The 17373-nt window shown below is 60.9% G+C and carries 15 protein-coding genes and 1 pseudogene; 8 read left to right on the top strand and 8 right to left on the bottom strand.

What is annotated here, in order from left to right; genetic code table 11:
• Nucleotides 1-138: 138 nt before the first annotated feature.
• Together C4J91_RS20085 and C4J91_RS20090 are read right to left on the bottom strand one after the other, a co-directional pair.
• Complete coding sequence (locus C4J91_RS20085; RefSeq protein ID WP_124363925.1) at nt 139-360, bottom strand: FliM/FliN family flagellar motor switch protein; 222 nt, start codon at nt 358-360, stop codon at nt 139-141.
• 107 nt (nt 361-467) lie between these two features.
• A pseudogene (locus tag C4J91_RS20090) lies at nt 468-1304 on the bottom strand (secretin N-terminal domain-containing protein); the annotation flags it as partial.
• Between the two features lie 238 nt (nt 1305-1542).
• On the opposite strand from C4J91_RS20090, the gene C4J91_RS20095 reads away from it, so the two are divergent.
• From C4J91_RS20095 to cobA, 8 genes are all read left to right on the top strand, one after another.
• The gene (locus C4J91_RS20095; RefSeq protein ID WP_124363926.1) at nt 1543-2769 is read left to right on the top strand and encodes a CmpA/NrtA family ABC transporter substrate-binding protein; all 1227 of its coding nucleotides are present in this window, start codon (nt 1543-1545) and stop codon (nt 2767-2769) included.
• 13 nt (nt 2770-2782) lie between these two features.
• Nucleotides 2783-3358 (top strand): ANTAR domain-containing response regulator, encoded by a 576-nt coding sequence (locus C4J91_RS20100; protein WP_057721200.1) that lies wholly within the window; start codon nt 2783-2785, stop codon nt 3356-3358.
• A 144-nt stretch (nt 3359-3502) separates the two neighbouring features.
• On the top strand, nt 3503-4714 hold the full coding sequence (locus tag C4J91_RS20105) for a NarK/NasA family nitrate transporter (RefSeq protein WP_124363927.1): 1212 nt from the start codon (nt 3503-3505) through the stop codon (nt 4712-4714).
• The gene (locus C4J91_RS20110; protein WP_124363928.1) at nt 4714-6384 is read left to right on the top strand and encodes a bifunctional protein-serine/threonine kinase/phosphatase; all 1671 of its coding nucleotides are present in this window, start codon (nt 4714-4716) and stop codon (nt 6382-6384) included. The genes C4J91_RS20105 and C4J91_RS20110 overlap by 1 nt, the downstream gene beginning before the upstream one ends.
• Nucleotides 6385-6608: 224 nt before the next feature.
• Nucleotides 6609-9062: a nitrite reductase large subunit NirB gene (gene nirB / locus C4J91_RS20115; RefSeq protein WP_124363929.1), complete on the top strand. Its 2454-nt coding sequence runs from the start codon at nt 6609-6611 to the stop codon at nt 9060-9062.
• A complete protein-coding gene (gene nirD / locus C4J91_RS20120) occupies nt 9059-9376 on the top strand; it encodes a nitrite reductase small subunit NirD (RefSeq protein ID WP_057721197.1) in 318 nt (105 codons plus the stop codon). The genes nirB and nirD overlap by 4 nt, the downstream gene beginning before the upstream one ends.
• Nucleotides 9376-12084, top strand: coding sequence for a nitrate reductase (locus C4J91_RS20125; RefSeq protein WP_124363930.1), 2709 nt, complete (start codon nt 9376-9378; stop codon nt 12082-12084). The genes nirD and C4J91_RS20125 overlap by 1 nt, the downstream gene beginning before the upstream one ends.
• Nucleotides 12085-12093: 9 nt before the next feature.
• The gene (gene cobA, locus C4J91_RS20130; protein WP_124363931.1) at nt 12094-12837 is read left to right on the top strand and encodes a uroporphyrinogen-III C-methyltransferase; all 744 of its coding nucleotides are present in this window, start codon (nt 12094-12096) and stop codon (nt 12835-12837) included.
• A gap of 60 nt (nt 12838-12897) precedes the next feature.
• On the opposite strand, the gene C4J91_RS20135 is transcribed toward cobA, so the two are convergent.
• The 6 genes from C4J91_RS20135 to rraA all read right to left on the bottom strand — a co-directional run bounded on the left by C4J91_RS20135 (nt 12898) and on the right by rraA (nt 17334).
• Nucleotides 12898-13878: an OmpA family protein gene (locus C4J91_RS20135; protein ID WP_124363932.1), complete on the bottom strand. Its 981-nt coding sequence runs from the start codon at nt 13876-13878 to the stop codon at nt 12898-12900.
• Between the two features lie 107 nt (nt 13879-13985).
• Complete coding sequence (sigX, locus tag C4J91_RS20140) at nt 13986-14576, bottom strand: RNA polymerase sigma factor SigX (RefSeq protein ID WP_003193286.1); 591 nt, start codon at nt 14574-14576, stop codon at nt 13986-13988.
• 87 nt (nt 14577-14663) lie between these two features.
• On the bottom strand, nt 14664-15488 hold the full coding sequence (locus C4J91_RS20145; RefSeq protein WP_003193288.1) for a mechanosensitive ion channel domain-containing protein: 825 nt from the start codon (nt 15486-15488) through the stop codon (nt 14664-14666).
• 2 nt (nt 15489-15490) lie between these two features.
• Nucleotides 15491-15736, bottom strand: coding sequence for a hypothetical protein (locus C4J91_RS20150; RefSeq protein WP_003230316.1), 246 nt, complete (start codon nt 15734-15736; stop codon nt 15491-15493).
• An 86-nt stretch (nt 15737-15822) separates the two neighbouring features.
• Nucleotides 15823-16818 carry a zinc transporter ZntB gene (locus tag C4J91_RS20155; protein ID WP_124363933.1) on the bottom strand — a complete coding sequence of 332 codons (996 nt, stop codon included), beginning with the start codon at nt 16816-16818 and terminating at the stop codon, nt 15823-15825.
• Nucleotides 16819-16842: 24 nt separating this feature from the next.
• Nucleotides 16843-17334: a ribonuclease E activity regulator RraA gene (gene rraA / locus C4J91_RS20160; RefSeq protein WP_124363934.1), complete on the bottom strand. Its 492-nt coding sequence runs from the start codon at nt 17332-17334 to the stop codon at nt 16843-16845.
• Nucleotides 17335-17373: the final 39 nt, after the last annotated feature.

The following is a 17373-nucleotide window of genomic DNA, read 5'->3' on the forward strand; positions in this document are numbered from 1 at the left end:
CTGACATTCAAATCCTTCTTGCTGTGACGGCGCACTCGCCCGATGCCATGACTATAAAAACCTGTCTCACGTATCACGCTAGGAAAAACCCTATTCAGTCAGTGTTTTTCAGCGTCTCGTTGTAAGACAGTTCACCACTCAACCCGAACGAGGTATCCATTCCTGATACACCTCATGCAATTCAACGCCTAACCGGTCCTCCAGCTGCACCAGCTCACCCACAGCCATCAACTGCCCGTTGACCCGCACCTCCACGCAGTGGATGACCTCAGGCGCCAAAGGCAACACTTTCCCCGGCGCAAACGCAGCCAGACGCTTACGGCTGATCAATTGCTCCTGCAGCAGTATTTCCAGGTACATGGACAAACGCCTTTTATTCAGGGGGAACGCTCGCGGCCCGGCCTTACGAACGCACGTTGCACACGCTCATATTGCGCAGCCGTCAACGGCGGCGGCCCGGCCGGAGGCTTCGATTCTTCACGGCCCACATCCACCCGCCATGACGAGATTTCATTCAGTTGCTTGGGTACATCCAATTCATCTACCAGCTTCTCGATCAGGCTCACCTGTGCCGGTTTGCCTTTGATCAAGAGGCTGTTGGTGTCCGCATAGGCGATCAGCGTCAGGTTCTTGTCCGCCAGCGGGCCCTTCTGCTCACTGGCCAGCAGGCCTTGAATGATGGAAGCCATCCCCGGCACGCTGACTTTGCTCGCGCCGCTGCCATACTGCCTGTCCTCGACGTGGGTATTGAACACCTGCACCACACCGAAGGCGTGCGTGCCCACGCGCAGTTCACTGCGTTGGCGGTCCATCAATTGCGCCAGCCGCAGCACCTGGTTGACATAGCTGGGTGGCCCGGACACGTAGAAGGTACGCACCCCGCTGTCGCGCAAGGGATAGCGCGATTCATCCAGCCCCGTTCGGCGCAGGATGCCGCGCAGTCGGTTGACCGAGATGTACCGCAACGCCACCGCAGAGGTTCTCGCTTCAGTCGCGTTGTAGACGCGCACCGATTGCCCGTCGCTGTGCCAGATCAGGCCTTCACGCCGGGCCAGCGCTTCGAGGACCTGTTGGGGCGCCTCGAAATCGAACGTCCCGCTGACACGCCTGGGCGCCGCCTCCCGACTGACCACCACAGGCAGACCCAGGGGCACCGACAATGCAGCGAAAAAACTGTCCAGGCTTTCATCGCTGGCCTGATACGGCTCGCCCCAGGCAACCCGGCTGAGCAGCAATAGCACCACCCACAGCAGCGTGCTACCGAGGCAGTGGCGGTTCGTCGGAATGGGAGATTCAGCATGCACCTTGGTTTTCCTGGGGCGGTAGAACGCGAAAGAGCGGCCATACTGAGAGGCAGGCAAGGTTCAATCATGATGGAAAGCTGATGGCAGCCCCGTGGCATGTGCCTTGCTATGCACTCTCTATCAGGGCGCGCGCCAACGACGGAGCGGGCCTACGGACAAAGGCGTCGTTTCCCTGCAATGGCTGGTATCGCCATCCGAGGGAGCGACGCTTTTTTTTTGAGAGAAAAGGTAGGTGTGGATGAACGATTCGGTCGGCAACAGCCCGGTGACCCCGGCGCTGGCCTGGGTAAACGGCAGTGACGCCCCGGAAAAGAGCAGTCTCGACCTGGGGTTCATGGCCTTGACTGATTGCGCCTCGCTGGTGGTCGCCGCCACCCAGGGGTTTGCGCAGCCCTACGGCCTCACGCTGAACCTCAAGCGTCAGACGTCCTGGGCCAACTTGCGCGACAAACTGGTCAGCGGTGAGCTGGACGCCGCCCATAGCCTGTACGGGCTGATCTATGCCGTGCATCTGGGCATCGGCGGCGTTGCTCCGAGCCCGATGGCGGTGCTGATGGGGCTGAACCAGAACGGGCAGAGCATCAACCTGTCCCGTGGGCTGCAACAGCAAGGCGTGGTCACTCCTGAGGCATTGGAGCGTCACGTGCACCAAAGCCGCACAAAACTCACCTTCGCCCAGACTTTTCCCACCGGCACCCACGCCATGTGGCTGTATTACTGGCTGGCAAGCCAGGGCATCCACCCGCTGCGGGACGTGGACAGCGTGGTGGTCCCCCCGCCGCAAATGGTTGCGCACCTGCAAGCCGGTCGTATCGACGGCCTGTGCGTCGGTGAACCCTGGTGCGCCAGCGCCGTCAAGCAGAACCAGGGCTTCACCCTGGCGACCAGCCAGTCGATCTGGCCGAATCATCCGGAAAAGATCTTGGGCTGTACCCAAGCCTTCGTCGATCAATACCCCAATACCGCCCGGGTGCTGGTGATGGCGATTCTCGAAGCCAGCCGTTTTATAGAAGCGAGCACGCAAAACCGTCGCTCCACCGCCCAACTGCTCAGCGCCACCCAGTACCTCGACGCACCGCTGGACTGTATCGAACCCCGCCTGCTGGGCAATTACGAAGATGGCCTGGGCAACCAGTGGCAGGACCCGCATGCGCTGCGTTTTTTCGCCGATGGTGCGGTCAACCTGCCCTACCTTTGCGACGGCATGTGGTTCATGACCCAGTTTCGCCGCTGGGGCCTGTTGCGCGAAGACCCGGATTACCTTGACGTTGCCCGCCAAGTGCAACAACTGGATGTGTACCGTCAAGCCGCCGCCGCCCTCGGCGTTCCGACAAGCACCCGGAACATGCGCAGCAGCCAGTTGATCGACGGCAAGGTCTGGGACGGCTCAGACCCCGCCGGCTATGCCCGCAGCTTCCGTCTGCACGCCATGGCGGACGACACCAGCCGCCAAGCGCTGCGCTGACAGGAGCACGACCATGCTGCGAATCCTGTTGATCAACGACACCCCGCGCAAAGTCGGCCGGCTCAAAGCCGCGTTGACCGAGGCCGGTTTTGAGGTGATCGATGAATCCGGCCTGACCATCGACTTGCCCGCGCGCGTCGAAACGGTGCGCCCCGACGTGATCCTGATCGATACCGAGTCACCCGGCCGCGATGTGATGGAACAGGTGGTGCTGGTCAGCCGCGATCAACCCCGCCCTATCGTGATGTTTACCGACGAGCACGACCCGAATGTCATGCGCCAGGCGATCAAGTCCGGGGTCAGTGCCTACATCGTCGAAGGCATCCAGGCCCAGCGCCTGCAACCGATCCTCGATGTGGCCATGGCACGCTTCGAAAGCGACCAGGCCCTGCGCGCCCAGCTTCACGCCCGCGATCAACAGTTGGCGGAGCGCAAGCGCATCGAGCTGGCCAAAGGTCTGCTGATGAAAATGAAGGACTGCAATGAGGAAGAGGCCTACACCCTCATGCGCCGCCAGGCCATGAGCCGCCAGCAGAAACTGATCCAGGTCGCCGAACAGATTATTGCCATGAGCGAATTGCTCGGGTGATCTGGCGCGGCTCTTGCTAAAGAACCTCTACAGGTAGCCAACGGCGGTTGCCCAATCCACGACAAAGACGTCGCACACCCGGTTTGCCCTCGCGAACCCGGTGGCGGCGTTTTTTCGTTTTAGACCCAACCGTTGAGGTGCGTGATGAAATCAAGCTTCTGGAAATCCGGGCACACCCCGACCCTGTTTGCCGCGTTCCTGTATTTCGACCTGAGCTTCATGGTCTGGTACCTGCTGGGCCCGCTGGCGGTACAGATAGCCGCTGACCTGCACCTGACCACTCAACAGCGCGGCCTGGTGGTCGCCACGCCGATTCTGGCGGGCGCGGTGTTGCGCTTTCTCATGGGCATGCTGGCCGACAAGCTGTCGCCCAAAACCGCCGGGCTGATCGGCCAGGTGATTGTCATTGTCGCGTTGTTCTGCGCCTGGAAACTGGGCATTCACAGCTACGAGCAAGCCCTGCTGCTGGGCCTGTTCCTCGGCATGGCCGGAGCCTCGTTTGCCGTCGCCCTGCCGTTGGCCTCGCAGTGGTACCCGGCCGAGCACCAAGGCAAAGCCATGGGCATCGCCGGCGCCGGCAACTCCGGCACCGTGTTTGCCGCCTTGCTGGCCCCGGTACTGGCGGCGGCCTTTGGCTGGAGCAATGTGTTCGGCTTCGCGTTGATTCCGCTGATCCTGACCCTGATGGTGTTCGCCTGGCTCGCCCGCAATGCCCCGCAACGCCCGAAAGCCAAGTCGATGGCCGACTACTTCAAAGCCCTGGGTGATCGCGACAGTTGGTGGTTCATGTTCTTCTACAGCGTGACCTTTGGCGGCTTCATCGGCCTGGCCAGTGCCCTGCCCGGCTACTTCAACGACCAGTACGGCCTGAGCCCGGTGACCGCTGGCTACTACACCGCGGCCTGTGTCTTCGGTGGCAGCCTGATGCGCCCCTTGGGCGGTGCCCTGGCGGACCGTTTCGGCGGGATCAAGACCCTGCTCGGCATGTACAGCGTGGCGGTGATCTGCATCGCGGCGGTGGGTTTCAATCTGCCCAGTTCCTACACCGCGCTGGCGCTTTTCGTCTGCACCATGCTCGGCCTTGGCGCCGGTAATGGCGCAGTGTTCCAACTGGTGCCACAGCGTTTTCGCAGTGAGATCGGCGTGATGACCGGTTTGATCGGCATGGCTGGCGGCATTGGCGGCTTTGTGCTGGCGGCCGGCATGGGTGCGATCAAGCAGAGTACCGGCAGTTACCAGGTGGCCCTTTGGCTGTTCGCCAGCCTCGGCGTGCTGGCCTGGTTTGGCCTGCACGGGGTCAAGCGTCGCTGGAGAACCACCTGGGGCTCGGCTGCCGTGACCGCCGCGCGCGTCTGATGAGCCTGCAACTGAGCGTCGCCCAGGCCAGTGCGATCGGCCCACGGGCGGAAAACCAGGACGCGCTGCGGGTGGTCACGCCCATGGCGGAACTGGCCGCGAGCAAAGGCTACCTGTGCGCGTTGGCCGACGGTGTCAGCCAATGCGCCGATGGCGGCCTGGCCGCACGCTCGACCTTGCAGGCGCTGGCCCTGGACTACTACGCCACGCCGCAGACCTGGGGCGTGGCCCAGGCGCTGGAACGTTTATTGGTCGCGCAGAATCGCTGGCTGCAGGCCAATGGCGGCGGCCAGCCGCTGCTGACCACCCTCAGCGTCCTGGTGTTTCGCGGCCAGCGTTTCACCCTGGCCCACGTCGGTGATTGCCGCGCCTATCGCTGGCTGGACGGCGAGCTGCAGCGCATCAGCGAAGACCATGTGTGGGAGCAACCGGGCATGCAGCACGTGCTCAAGCGTGCCCTCGGCCTGGACCAACATTTGGTGCTGGATTTCCTCGACGGGGAACTGCGCGCCGGCGAGTGCTTCCTGCTGCTCAGTGACGGGGTCTGGGCCACATTGGGCGACCACAGCATCCGCGCGATTCTGCGCGAGCAAAGCGACTTGGACCTGGCGGTCAACACCCTGGTGAATGCCGCGCACTTGGCAGGAAGCCAGGACAATGCCAGCGCCTTGCTGGTGCGCGTCGACGCACTCGGCGCCGCCACGCTGGGCGACGCACTGGTGCAGTTGCAGCAGTGGCCGCTGCCGCCGCTGCTCAAGGCCGGGCAACGTTTCGAAGGTTGGCAGGTGCACAGCCTGTTGGCGCAGAGCCGACAGTCATTGCTGTATCGGGTAGAGGATGATCAGCAGCGGCCCTGGTTGCTGAAAACTTTGCCGCTCAATCGCGAAGCAGACACTGACGCCGCCCAGGCCCTGCTCTCGGAAGAATGGTTTCTGCGCCGCGTCGCCGGCCGCGCGTTCCCTGAAGTGCATGCCGCCAGCGGGCGTCAGCATTTGTACTACGTGATGCGTGAATATCCGGGGCAAACCCTGGCCGAACTGTTCAAGCGCCAGGGCCCATTGCCCCTGGCTCAATGGCAGTCCATCGCCGAGCGTTTGCTGCGCGCGGTGGGCCTGCTGCATCGGCGGCAGATTTTGCACCGCGATATCAAGCCGGAAAACCTGTTGCTGGGGGATGACGGTGAACTGCGCGTGCTGGATTTCGGTCTTGCCTACTGCCCAGGGCTGTCTGAAGACCGCGCGCATGTGCTGCCCGGCACCCCGAGCTTTATCGCGCCGGAGTCGTTCAACGGCGAGCGGCCTACGGCGCAACAGGATTTGTACAGTGTTGGCGTCACGCTCTATTACCTGCTGACCGGCCACTATCCCTACGGCGAAATCGAAGCCTTCCAACGCCCGCGCTTCACTCAAACAGTCAGCGCCAGCCGCTACCGTCCCGATTTGCCCGACTGGTTGCCCGCGAGCCTCGAACGGGCCGTGGCCGCGCAACCGCAGCAACGTTATGAAACCGCCGAAGAATGGCTGCTGGTGCTGGAACAGGCCGACCGCCGTGAGCTGAGCGTGCGCGCCCGCCCCTTGCTGGAGCGTGAACCGCTCAAGGTCTGGCAAACCCTGGCGATGGCTTCGCTGCTGATCAATCTGGTGCTGCTCTACTGGCTATTGCACCACTAACGGGCAAAACCCTGCGGCATTCGCGCCAAATGCCCAATAAAACTGGGGGCATCGGCACTTGGCACAGCTGCTGCATTAGCTATCCCAACAACCCACATATAGCCGCTCCTTCAACGTCGAAGGGCCGAGCTTCCCGAGAGAACGGGACCAGGACAAAGGCGTCCTCGCTAGGTAACTAGCGGGGACGCCTTTTTTTGTTTGCGCGTGATTGGTCGGAGAGCGACATGAAAAAACTCAAACTGGTGATGATCGGCAACGGCATGGCCGGGGTTCGCACCCTGGAAGAACTGCTCAAGCTCAGCAGCGACCTCTATGACATCACCGTGTTCGGCGCCGAGCCCCACACCAACTACAACCGCATCCTGCTGTCGCCGGTATTGGCCGGCGAGCAGACCTTCGAAGAGATCGTGCTCAACGACCTGGACTGGTACCTCGATAACAACGTCAAGCTGCTGCTCAACCGCAAGGTGGTGCAGATCGATCGAGTGAAGCGCCGGGTCATCGCCGAAGACGGTACCGAAGCCGAATACGATCGCCTGCTGATCGCCACCGGTTCCACCCCGTTTATCCTGCCCATTCCCGGTAACACCTTGCAGGGCGTGATCGGCTACCGCGATATTGCCGACACCCAGGCCATGATTGACACCGCCAAGACCCACAAGCACGCCGTGGTCATTGGTGGTGGGCTGCTCGGCCTTGAGGCCGCCAACGGCTTGATGCTGCGCGGCATGCAGGTGACCGTGGTGCATATCGGTGAATGGCTGCTGGAACGGCAACTGGACAAAACCAGCGGCCAACTGCTGCAAACCGAACTGGAAAGCCGTGGCCTGGTATTCCGCCTGTGCGAACAGACCCAGGCCTTGCACGATGCCGGCAACGGCCGGGTCGGCTCGGTGCAGTTCAAAAATGGCGACATCATTCCCGCCGACCTGGTGGTGATGGCCGCCGGTATCCGCCCCAACACCGAACTTGCAGAAAAGTCCGGCATCCCCTGCAACCGCGGGATTCTGGTCAACGACACGATGCAAACCTACGATCCGCGCATCTACGCCATCGGCGAATGCGCCAGCCACCGTGGGATTGCCTACGGCCTGGTGGCGCCGCTGTTCGAACAGGCCAAGGTCTGCGCCAACCATCTCGCCCAGCTGGGTTTCGCCACCTATAAAGGGTCGGTGACCTCCACCAAGCTGAAAGTCACCGGCATCGACCTGTTCTCTGCCGGAGACTTCATGGGCGGCGAAGGCACTGAAACCATCACCCTCTCCGACCCCATCGGCGGCGTGTACAAAAAACTGGTGATCAAGGACGACATCCTGGTCGGCGCCTGCCTGTACGGCGATACCGCCGACGGCGGTTGGTATTTCCGCCAGATCCGTGAGAACCACGCGATTGGCGAGATCCGTGACCATCTGATGTTTGGCGAAAATGCACTGGGCGACGTAGGCCATCAGGGCCAGGACAAAGCCATGAGCATGGCCGACAACGCCGAGGTCTGCGGCTGCAATGGCGTGTGCAAGGGCACCATCGTCAAGGCGATCCAGGAACAAGGGCTGTTCAGCGTCGATGAGGTGAAAAAGCACACCAAGGCCGCCAGCTCGTGCGGGTCTTGCGCGGGGCTGGTGGAGCAGATCCTGATCAACACCGTGGGCGGTGCCGCCGACGTCAAACCCAAGAGCGAAAAAGCCATCTGCGGTTGCAGCGACCTCAACCACGGGCAAATCCGCCAGGCCATTCGCGACCAGCACCTGCTGACCATCGCCGGCACCATGAGCTACCTTAACTGGCGCACGCCCAACGGTTGCGCCACCTGCCGCCCGGCGCTGAACTACTACCTGATTTCCACCTGGCCGGGCGAAGCCAAGGACGACCCGCAGTCGCGCCTGATCAACGAGCGCGCCCACGCGAATATCCAGAAAGACGGCACCTATTCCGTCGTCCCACGCATGTGGGGCGGCGTGACCAATCCGTCGGAGCTGCGCCGTATCGCCGATGTGGCCGACAAGTACAACGTGCCCATGGTCAAGGTGACTGGCGGCCAGCGCATCGACTTGCTCGGCATCAAGAAGCAGGACTTGCCCGGCGTCTGGAAAGACCTCGACATGCCGTCCGGGCATGCCTACGGCAAATCCATCCGTACCGTGAAGACCTGCGTGGGCAGCGAGTTCTGCCGCTTCGGTACGCAAAACTCCACGCAACTGGGCATCGAGCTGGAGCACGACCTGTTCAATATGTGGTCGCCGCACAAGGTAAAGCTGGCGGTGTCCGGCTGCCCTCGCAATTGCTCGGAAGCAGGCATCAAGGACGTGGGAATCATCGGCGTGGACTCAGGCTGGGAGATGTACATCGGCGGCAACGGCGGGATCAAAACCGAAGTCGCGGAGTTCTTCGTCAAGCTCAAGACCGCCGAGCAAGTGCGCGAATACAACGGCGCATTCCTGCAGTTGTACCGCGAAGAAGCCTTCTACCTGGAGCGCACCGTGCATTACCTGCAGCGGGTGGGCATGGACCATATCAAGAAAGCCGTACTCGAAGACCCGGCCCGGCGCCAGGCCCTCAACGAGCGCCTGCAGTTTTCGCTGTCGTTCGAGCAAGACCCCTGGAAAGAACGCCTGGAACAGCCGCTGCTGAAAAAGGAATTCGACGTCATCCCGGTCAAGCAATTGGAGGTGCCAGCATGAACTGGCTGGATATCTGCGCCCTGGAAGAAATCAACGCATTGGGCTCGCGCATCATCAACGGGCCCAAGGGCGACATTGCGATTTTTCGCACTAGCGACGATGAGGTCTTCGCCCTCGATGACCGTTGTCCGCACAAAGGCGGGCCACTGTCCCAAGGTTTGATCTATGGCAAGCGCGTGGCCTGCCCGCTGCACAATTGGCAGATCGATTTGGCGTCCGGCGAAGCCCAGGCGCCGGATATCGGCTGCGCCCATCATCACCTCGCCCGCGTGGAAAACGGCCGAGTGATGCTGGCCCTGCGGGACGCAGGGTGATGGACCGCCAGGTCACCGCGTCCACCTGCTGTTATTGCGGGGTGGGCTGCGGCGTGCTGATTGAGCATGACGGCACCCGGATCCTCGGCGTGCAAGGCGATCCGGACCACCCGGCCAACTTCGGCAAGCTGTGCAGCAAGGGCGCCAGCCTGCATCTGACCGGTGACCTCGACGCCCGTGCCTTGTACCCGGAATTGCGCTTGGGCAAAGACCTGGCCCGCGCCCGTACCGACTGGGATACCGCCCTGGACCATGCGGCCACGGTATTTGCCGAGACCATCGCCGCGCACGGGCCGGACAGCGTGGCCTTCTACATCTCCGGGCAATTGCTGACCGAGGACTACTACAGCTTCAACAAACTGGCGCGCGCCCTGGTCGGCACCAACAATATCGATAGCAACTCGCGACTGTGCATGTCCTCGGCCGTCGTTGGGTACAAGCGCAGCCTGGGCGCCGATGCCCCGCCCTGCAGCTATGAAGACCTGGACACCAGCGACTGCGTGATGATCGTCGGCAGTAACATGGCCTACGCTCATCCAGTGTTGTTCCGACGTCTGGAAGAAGCCAAGGCGCGCCGCCCACAGATGAAAGTGGTGGTGATCGACCCACGGCGTACCGACACCTGCGACCTGGCTGACCTGCACCTGGCGATCCTGCCGGGGACCGACGTCGCGTTGTTCCATGGGATTTTGCATCTGCTGCTGTGGGAAGACTGGATCGACCGCGAGTTTATCCAGGCACATACCGACGGCCTGGTCGAGCTGAAACGCCTGGTGCATGACTACACGCCGCAGATGGTCACGCAATTGTGCGGGATCAGTGTCGAGCAGTTACGCCTGTGCGCGCAGTGGGTGGGCACCTCCAGTAGCTTCTTGTCGTTGTGGTGCATGGGGCTGAACCAATCTACTGCGGGCAGCGCGAAAAACAGCGCGCTGATCAACCTGCACCTGGCCACCGGTACGATTGGCCGGCCAGGCTGCGGGCCGTTTTCCCTGACCGGCCAACCCAATGCCATGGGCGGGCGCGAAACCGGCAGCTTGTCGAATTTGCTGCCTGGGCATCGCGACGCCGCCAACCCCGAACACCGCGCGGAAGTCGCCGCTTATTGGGGCGTCGATCAACTGCCCGCTAGCACCGGCCTCACGGCCATCGAACTGTTCGAGCAGGTCCAGGCGGGCAAGATCAAAGCGTTGTGGATCGCCTGCACCAACCCCGCCCAATCATTGCCGGACCAGAATGCCGTGCGTGCAGCCTTGGCGACCTGTCCGTTTGTGGTGTTGCAGGAGGCGTTTCGAACCACCGAGACCGCCGCCTACGCCGACCTGCTGTTGCCCGCCGCCAGCTGGGGTGAAAAAGAAGGCACGGTGACCAACTCCGAACGGCGTATTTCCCACGTGCGACGCGCCATCAGCGCACCGGGAGAAGCGCGGCCGGATTGGGCGATTACGGTGGATTTCGCTCAACGCCTGGAGCGTCGTCTGCGGCCGGGCCTGAGCAGCCTGTTTGCCTTCGAGCAACCTGCGCAGATTTTTGACGAGTTCAAGCTGTTGACCCGGGACCGCGATCTGGACTTGTCAGGCATCAGCCATGCCCTGCTTGACCGGCTCGGTCCGCAACAGTGGCCGTTTCCAACCGGTGCACAGTCCGGGACGCCGCGACTCTATGTGGAGGGCATTTTCCCCACCGCTAATGGTCGTGCGCAGTTTGTCGCCGACCCTTACCGCGCCGCCAAAGAGCAGCGTGACGCACGCTTCCCCCTGACGCTGATCACCGGCCGCCTGCGCGACCAATGGCACGGCATGAGCCGTACCGGCACGGCGGCGCAGCTGTTCGGGCATGTCAGCGAAGCGCTGTTGAGCCTGCACCCGGACGAGTTGCGCCGTCACCGCTTCAAAGAAGGCGACCTGGTCAGCCTGAAAAGCCGTCGAGGCAATGTCATCGTCGCGGTCACCAGCGATGACAGCGTGCGCCCCGGCCAGGCGTTCCTGCCCATGCATTGGGGCGACCGTTTTCTCAAAGGCGGCGTCAACGTGCTGACCCAGCCGGCGTTCGACCCGTTATCGAAACAGCCGGAACTCAAACACAGCGGTGTGCGCCTGGAAGCCGTGCAACTGCCGTGGCAGCTGTTTGCGCTGATCGAGGGCGACGTGCAGCGACATTTCGAAGCCCTGCGCCCGCTCTGTGAGGGTTTTGCCTACGTCAGCCTAAGCCTGTCCGGACGTGAGCGTCCCGCGTTGCTGGTACGTGCAGCCCATACCGAGGCGCCAGACCTGCAGTTGCTGAACCGCATCGACCAGTTGCTGGGGCTCAATGACGGCCCGGTGATGGCGTATGACGACCCGCGCCGTTCCATCGGTAAACGGGTGAAAATCGAAAAAGGCCGCATTACCGCGTTGCGCCTGGCCGGCGAAACCCTCGCCCGCCATTGGCTGCAGAGCCTCTGGCTGGAAGGCCGCGCCGACGATCAATTACGCCGCTGGCTATTGGCGCCGTTAAGCGCGCCACCGGGGGGTGCCGCAGCCAGCAGCAAGGTCCTGTGCAACTGCAGAAATGTCAGCGAAAACGCGGTGTGCGCCGGGATCGCCCGTGGCCTGGACCTGAATGGGCTCAAACAAGCACTGGGATGCGGCACGCAATGCGGCTCCTGCGTGCCGGAAATCAAACGTCTGTTGGCCGCCAGCCCGCAGCCAATCGCAATCAGTCTGTGAGGTAACACCATGAGCGCAAAAGTTTGGCTGGTAGGCGCCGGGCCCGGTGATCCGGAATTGCTCACCCTCAAAGCGGTAAGAGCCCTGCATGAAGCGGATGTGGTGCTGATTGACGATCTGGTCAACCCGGCCGTGCTGGAGCACTGCGCCGATGCACGCGTGATCACCGTCGGCAAGCGTGGCGGCTGTCGTTCCACGCCGCAGGATTTTATTCACCGCCTGATGCTGCGTTACGCGCGCCAGGGCAAGTGCGTGGTGCGGCTCAAAGGGGGCGACCCGTGCATTTTCGGCCGCGGTGGCGAAGAGGCAACCTGGCTGCGCGAGCGTGGCATCGAGGTGGAGCTGGTCAATGGCATTACCTCAGGGCTGGCCGGAGCGACCAATTGCGATATCCCGTTGACGTTGCGCGGCGTAAGCCGTGGCGTGACGTTGGTCACGGCGCATACCCAGGACGACAGCAGCCTGAATTGGCGCGCACTGGCCGAGGGAGGCACGACGCTGGTGGTGTATATGGGCGTGGCCAAGCTGGAAGAGATTCGGCAACAGTTGCTGGAAGGTGGCATGGCTGCGGATATGCCAGTGGCGATGATCGAAAATGCGTCGTTGCCCGAGCAGCGCGAATGCCGTAGCGACCTCGCCGCCATGCATGAAGACGCGCAGGCGTTTGCGCTGAAGAGCCCGGCGATTCTGGTGATTGGCCGTGTTGCCAGCGCAGCCCAGATGGCTTGCGTCGCGGCAGCCGCCAGCGCCTGAGGCAAATCGCAGGCGAAAAAAAGCCCGGCCTAAGCCGGGCTTTTCCTTACTACTCAGTAATTACTGAGCGGTAGCTTCAACCGACGCTTCTACGCGACGGTTAACAGCGCGACCAGCTTCAGTTGCGTTGTCAGCAACTGGGCGGGATTCGCCGTAACCTACCGCGGTGATGCGGCTAGGCTGAACGCCATCTTTAACCAGGACTTGCTTAACAGCGTCAGCACGACGCTGGGACAGCTTCTGGTTGTAGGCGTCTGGACCTACGGAGTCAGTGTGACCAGCAACTTCTACGTTGGTAGCTGGGTACTGAGCCATGAAGTCGGCCAGGTTTTTGACGTCGCCGTAGCTGTTAGGCTTAACAACCGACTTGTCGAAGTCGAACTTAACGTCCAGCTCAACACGAACAACCTGAGCAACCGGAGCTTCTGGCTCTGGAACTGGCTCTGGAGCTGGTGCTGGGGTAGGAGCTGGAGCAGCTGCGCCAGCGTTACCGCCGAAGTTCACACCCAGGCCAACCAGTGCAGAGTAGTCCCACTTGCCGTTGTCCAGACCGTAGTCAGCTTCAACACCAGCACGAGCGTACAGGTTGTTGGTGAAGTAGTACTTCACGCCGGTACCGATGGTAGCGAAAGTAGTCTGATCGCGACCGCTGTGGCCGTCAGCTTGCACGTTGGTACGGCTCTGGTGGCCGAAACCGCCTTCAACGTATGGACGCAGGCTGTCAACGCCAGCTTGACCGAAGTGATATTGGGCAACCAGGCTGCCGGTATCACCTTTGATCTTCTGGCTACCAGTACCGTCGTTCGAACGGGTGTGGTTAGTCTTGTCGTAGGACAGGTTCAAGGACAGGTCGTCGGTCAAGAAGTAACCGATGCGAGCGCCAGGATTGAAGCCGTCTTCGATGTGCTTGACGCTATCGTTGTACTGCTTCTTGTAGAACAGCTCGCCTTCAACTGCGCCTTGGCCTTGTGCCAGAACGCCGAAAGAAGTAGCGGCAATAAGAGAACCAATGGCCAAGCCCAAGGTGTTTTTCAGTTTCATCCGTTAAATCCCCATCTGGTGATTGTAAAGCAGTCCCACAAACCGGGGGACAACTCGGCGACAAGTCTAACAGAACTTGCCTACACGTAAGAGATATTTGCTACGCACTAAGTTTCAGTCTCGCCCGCAAATTTCTCACGTAATTTATCAAGAGCACGTTTGTAACGCATTTTTGTAGCACTCAAGCCCATATGCATGATGTCAGCGATTTCCTGAAATTCCAATTCTGCGACGAAACGTAGCACCAGAATTTCACGGTCAATCGGGTTCACATGCACCAGCCAGCGATCAAGTCCGCCCTTTTCCTCGGGTGCCGGCGCCTTTTCTTCAGACGCCTCCTCAAGGGGGTCCAGACTCAAAGCGTCCATCAAGCGACGCTTTCGCCGTTCCTTCCGATACTGCGTGATGCACTCGTTGTAGGTGATGCTGTAGAGCCAGGTCTTGAACTTCGATTTGCCCTCGAAGTTCTTCAGGCCGTACAGCACCTTGAGCATCACTTCCTGACAGACATCATCGGCATCTCTATCGTTCCCCAAATACCTTGAACAAACGTTGAACAGAGTGCGTTGATACCTGCGCATCAATTCTTCGTACGCGCGTGTTACGTGAAACAGCTCCGTGTGCGACCGCGCGACCAACTCCTCATCAGAGAGCTCACGGGGGTCATAGCGCGTGGACAGCGTTTGGGCTTTATTCAAAACAAGTCGTGCCGGCAGTCAGGTCAATGTCCGCTGCAACCCGGTCAGCCGGGTTCGCGGCGGCGTACATTAGCAGGGTTTGCCGGTTTAGCGGCTACTGACCTGCTGCTCCAGGAGAATCCGGTTGGACAGCGACACCAGTTCTCCGTCATCGGTCAGCACGGTCGTCTTAACTGTGCCGATCTCCTCGATTTGCCCTTCAACCTCGCCCACACGCACCTGTTGCCCAACCTGATATAGCTCACGCACATAGATTCCCGCAAGAATCTGACCGGCAATTTCCCGGCTTCCCAACCCCATGGCCAGCGCAACGGCCAGACCAACGGTAATCAAAACGATCACAATAACGTGGTTCAGCAGGTCAGTCTTGACCTCCAATTGGCTGATCGCGACGGAAATGCTGATGATGATCACCAGCCCCTGGGCAATTCGCCCCAGGCCTGCCGCGTAGTCCAGCCCGACGCCTTCAGCGGCTCCGCGCACCAGGCCATTGGCCAGTTGCGCGAGCAAAACGCCTACCAGCAACACCAGCGCGCCGCCGAAAACTTTCGGCAAATACAGTGCCAGCATGTCGAGCGTAGCTGAAACTCGCTCAAGTCCAAGGGACTGAGCCGCAGAAACCAGAAAAATCAGTAGAACGAACCAATAAACAATCTTGCCGATCAGCGTAGAGATCGGCACTTGCAGGCCGGCGCGGCCCAGCAGCTTGGTCAGGCCGGTGCCGGCCATCAGGCGATCCAGCCCGAGTTTGGCGAGCAATTTGGACAGCAGGGTGTCGAGCAACTTGGCCACGACAAAGCCCAGCAATACCAGGACCAGGGCACCAAACAGGTTGGGAATGAAATTCGCCACCTTGGTCCACAATGCGGTCATCGCGGTGACCAGGCTCTGGGTCCAGAGATCAAGTTCCATATTCAATCAGCCTTATCAGCAGTGCGAGCAAGAGGTTTACCACGGGAAACCGGTGACACATGAGCCGAACCGTTGTTCAGGGCCATCATCAATGCCGGCACCCAGCGCCCGAGCAGACCGAACAGGTCACCCGCCCCTACCTGACGGTTGGCGGTTTTCAGTACGCGACCCAGGCAAGCGTCGTCATCACGGTTGGATGGCGAAGCATTGAGCATGTCACGCAAAGACTGTTCGAACGGATCGTGCATAGAGACCTCTCGCAAGTGATTTAAAAGACGAGGGTAAAATTCATCGGGTCACATCGGCCCTTTCCTACGTTCAGCTCATATTCAGCTCAAACCCAGCGCAACCGTCGAAACAACCACCATTGCCCCAGGGCCACGCAGACCATCAGCAGGCAGGCAATCATGAATCCGTAGGGGCTGCTGGAAAACGGTATCCCCCCCACATTGATGCCCAGCAGGCCGGTCAAAAAACTCATCGGCAAGAAGATTCCGGTGATGATTCCGAAACGGTACATCGTGCGGTTCATGCGCAGGCTCAAGCGCCGGTCTTCGGCCTCAAGCACAAGCCCCACGCGCTCCCTGGCCAATTCGAGCTCTTCCAGGTAACGGGTCAGGCTGTTGTGCAATTCGTTCCAATAGTCGGCGTCGTCGTCACAAAACCACGCCAGTTTGATCCGCGTCAGCTGCGCGAAAATATCCCGTTGCGGCGCCAGAAAACGCTTGAGCCCGGCCGCTCGCCGACGGATCTGCAATACGCTGCCGTGCTCCGGGGTATACCGTTCGTCGGCATCGAGTTTTTCTTCCTCGAAATCGACGATTTCGGACAGCCCGGTGACCAGATCCTGCACTTTGTTGGTCAGGTACTGCGCCATATAAAGGATGAGTTCAGACGCAGTTCTTGGCCCCTTACCCTCGGCCAGTTGCACCAGCAGCTCATCGGTCGCGCGTAGCGGGCGCAAACGCAGGGAAATCACACGACTGGCAGCTGCGAAGATACGTACCGAAACCATGTCCTCCGGTTCCGCGCCGGGGTTGAGATTGATCCCACGCAAAAACAGCAGCAGTTCGGCATCCGGCAACGGCAGCAGCCGTGGGCGGGTGTTTTCTTCCAGCAGGAGGTCACACGCAAATTCGCTCAAACCGCTGGATTTGCGCAGCCAGGTCTGGGTTTGAGGGTGGCTGCGGTCCCAATGCAGCCACAGGCTTTCCTGAGGCTGCAGTTGCAACGCGTCAAGCTCAGTCCGGGCAATCGAACGCGCACCGCCTTTACCGTCCAGCACCAGGGCATGCACCAGCCCCCATTGCGCGTTTTCTTCCTCGAACATCCTCACCCCTTTCGGCTACTGCGTTTATTCAGGCATTTTCAGTGGGCTGGGCGAGACGATCACACCGTTGTTATCGGCATACACGTATTCGCCTGGGCGGAACGTCACGCCCGCAAAGGTCACCACCACGTTCAGGTCGCCAAGGCCGCGCTTGTCGGTTTTCATCGGATGAGAGGCCAGGGCCTGCACGCCCAGATCGGTCTGGGCAATCACATCGACGTCGCGGATGCACCCGTAGATCACCATGCCTTCCCAGCCATTTTTCGCGGCTTTCTCGGCGATCAGGTCACCCAGCAACGCACGCCGCAGCGAACCACCGCCATCGACTACCAACACCTTGCCGGTACCCGGCTGCTCGGCCTGTTCCTTGACCAGAGAGTTATCTTCGAAGCACTTGATGGTCACAATTTCGCCGCCGAAGGAATCTCGGCCACCGAAGTTGCTGAACATCGGCTCGACCACCTGTACCAGTTCCGGGTACGCGTCACACAGGTCGGGGGTCACGTAATGGTTCATCGAGAAACTCCTGTCGTCAAAAATGAGGTCGGACATCCC

It is taken from the genome of Pseudomonas sp. R3-52-08 (assembly GCF_003851745.1).
Classification (GTDB): domain Bacteria; phylum Pseudomonadota; class Gammaproteobacteria; order Pseudomonadales; family Pseudomonadaceae; genus Aquipseudomonas.